The 2,683-nt window shown below is 65.8% G+C and carries 2 protein-coding genes and 1 pseudogene; all 3 read left to right on the top strand.

Going from position 1 to position 2,683, the window contains the following annotated elements; translation table 11 throughout:
• Nucleotides 1–302: pseudogene (locus tag MOV74_RS35600) on the top strand (tRNA dihydrouridine synthase DusB); the annotation flags it as partial.
• Nucleotides 299–1,474, top strand: coding sequence for a nitrogen regulation protein NR(II) (locus MOV74_RS35595; RefSeq protein WP_246931861.1), 1,176 nt, complete (start codon nucleotides 299–301; stop codon nucleotides 1,472–1,474). The pseudogene MOV74_RS35600 and the gene MOV74_RS35595, both read left to right, overlap by 4 nt.
• 9 nt (nucleotides 1,475–1,483) lie before the next feature.
• Nucleotides 1,484–2,683: nitrogen regulation protein NR(I) (gene ntrC / locus MOV74_RS35590; RefSeq protein WP_246931859.1), on the top strand; the 1,200-nt coding region annotated here is incomplete at its 3' end.

Here is a 2,683-nt window from a genome sequence, read left to right as displayed (position 1 = left end):
GCCAGATCGGCCGCCGCCTGACGGGCGGGGCGGAGGAGCTAACGCCCTCGCTCGAGACCCAGCTGCATTATGTCCGCACGCTCTATGAGGGCGTCTGCGCGCTCTATGGTCTGCGCATCGGCCTCAGGCATGCCCGCAAGCATCTGGGCTGGGCGCTCGACGTCGCGGCGCAGGCGAGCCGTGCGCCGGCCGAAAAGCTGAAATCCTGGCGCCAGAAGATCCTCACCTCGGAGGATCCGCGCCTCGTCCACCAGTCCCTGCAGGATGCCTTCGACGACTTCGCATGGAGCGCTGCTGCATGAGCTCAGCCGTTGAACATCGTCGGCCGCTTGCGTCCGACAGCGACGCCATCCTGGACGCTCTTCCCAATCCCGTGCTCATGATCGGGCCGGACGGCAAGATCGTTGCCGCCAACATCGCGACCGAAGCCTTCTTCGACATCTCGACGCAGTTCCTGAAGCGGCAGTCGCTGAAAGAGCTGGTGCCGTTCGGCAGTCCCTTGCTGGCGCTGATCGACCAGGTGCGTTCGTCGAACGCGCCAGTCAACGAATACAAGGTCGATCTCGGCACGCCGCGCATGGGCGGCGACCGCCAGGTCGACCTGCATGTGGCTCCGCTGACCGAGCGGCCCGGCCATATCGTGGTGATGCTCCAGGAGCGCTCCATCGCCGACAAGATGGACCGCCAGCTCACCCATCGCAGCGCCGCGCGCTCGGTGATCGCGCTGGCCGCGATGCTGGCGCATGAGATCAAGAATCCGCTCTCCGGCATCCGCGGCGCGGCGCAGCTTCTGGAGCAGCAGGCCTCCTCGGAAGACCGCATGCTGACGCGGCTGATCTGCGACGAGGCCGACCGTATCGTGACGCTGGTCGACCGCATGGAGGTGTTCGGCGACGAGCGCCCCGTGGTGCGCGGCCCCGTCAACATCCATTCGGTGCTCGATCACGTCAAACGGCTGGCGCAGTCGGGCTTTGCCCGCAACATCCGCTTCGTCGAGGATTACGATCCCTCGTTGCCGCCGGTGCTGGCGAACCAGGATCAGTTGATCCAGGTGTTCCTCAACCTTGTGAAGAACGCCGCGGAAGCCCTGATCGACGTGCCCGACGCCGAGATCCAGCTCACCACCGCGTTCCGCCCCGGCGTGCGCCTGTCAGTCCCCGGTCAAAAATCCCGGGTATCCTTGCCGCTCGAATTCTGCGTGAAGGACAACGGACCAGGCGTGCCGGACGATCTTCTGCCCAACCTGTTCGACCCCTTCGTGACCACCAAGCAGACCGGCTCGGGGCTGGGCCTTGCGCTGGTCGCCAAGATCGTCGGCGATCACGGGGGCATCATCGAATGCGAATCTCAGCCGCGCAAAACCACCTTCCGCGTGCTGATGCCGATGTATTCCACATCGGTGAAACATGCCGATCAAAGCAGTCGCGCCGACTCTGCCGGGAAGTCGTCGCCTGTGTCACAGGGGGCGAAATGAGGATTAACGATGCCCGCAGGTAGCATTCTCGTAGCTGATGACGATACCGCCATCCGCACCGTTCTCAATCAGGCACTGTCCCGGGCCGGCTATGAGGTCAGGCTCACCGGCAATGCCGCAACGCTGTGGCGCTGGGTCAGCCAGGGGGAAGGCGATCTCGTCATCACCGACGTGGTGATGCCTGACGAAAACGCCTTCGACCTGTTGCCGCGGATCAAGAAGATGCGGCCCAATCTGCCCGTCATCGTCATGAGCGCGCAGAACACGTTCATGACGGCGATCCGTGCCTCCGAGCGCGGGGCCTACGAATATCTGCCGAAACCTTTCGACCTCAAGGAGCTGATCGCCATCGTCGGCCGCGCGCTCGCCGAGCCGAAGGAGCGCGTCTCGACGCCCGACGAGGACGCCGAGATGGAGGCGATCCCGCTGGTCGGCCGTTCGCCGGCGATGCAGGAAATCTACCGCGTCCTCGCGCGCCTGATGCAGACCGATCTCACCGTGATGATCACGGGTGAGTCCGGCACCGGCAAGGAGCTGGTGGCGCGCGCGTTGCACGATTACGGCAAGCGCCGCAACGGCCCGTTCGTCGCGGTCAACATGGCGGCGATCCCGCGCGACCTCATCGAATCCGAGCTGTTCGGCCATGAGCGCGGCGCCTTCACGGGCGCTAACACCCGCGCCTCCGGCCGGTTCGAGCAGGCCGAGGGCGGCACGCTTTTCCTCGATGAGATCGGCGACATGCCGATGGAGGCGCAGACCCGTCTGTTGCGCGTGCTGCAGCAGGGCGAATACACCACCGTCGGCGGCCGCACCCCGATCAAGACCGACGTGCGCATCGTCGCGGCCTCCAACAAGGACCTGCGGGTCCTGATCCAGCAGGGCCTGTTCCGGGAAGACCTGTTCTTCCGACTCAACGTCGTGCCGCTGCGGCTGCCCCCCTTGCGCGAGCGCATCGAGGATCTGCCGGATCTCATCCGTCATTTCTTCGCGCTCGCCGAGAAGGACGGCCTGCCGCCGAAAAAGCTCGACACGCTGGCGCTGGAGCGGATGAAGCAGCACCGCTGGCCGGGCAACGTGCGCGAGCTCGAGAATCTGGCGCGTCGCCTCGCGGCACTCTATCCGCAGGACGTGATCACGGGCTCCGTGATCGACGGCGAGCTCGCCCCGCCGACGGTCAGCCCGGGCGCCGCGGTCCAGCAGGGCGTCGAC

Source organism: Bradyrhizobium sp. SHOUNA76 (genome assembly GCF_023006445.1).
Taxonomy (GTDB): domain Bacteria; phylum Pseudomonadota; class Alphaproteobacteria; order Rhizobiales; family Xanthobacteraceae; genus Bradyrhizobium.
This window is presented reverse-complemented; position numbering and strand designations above follow the sequence as displayed.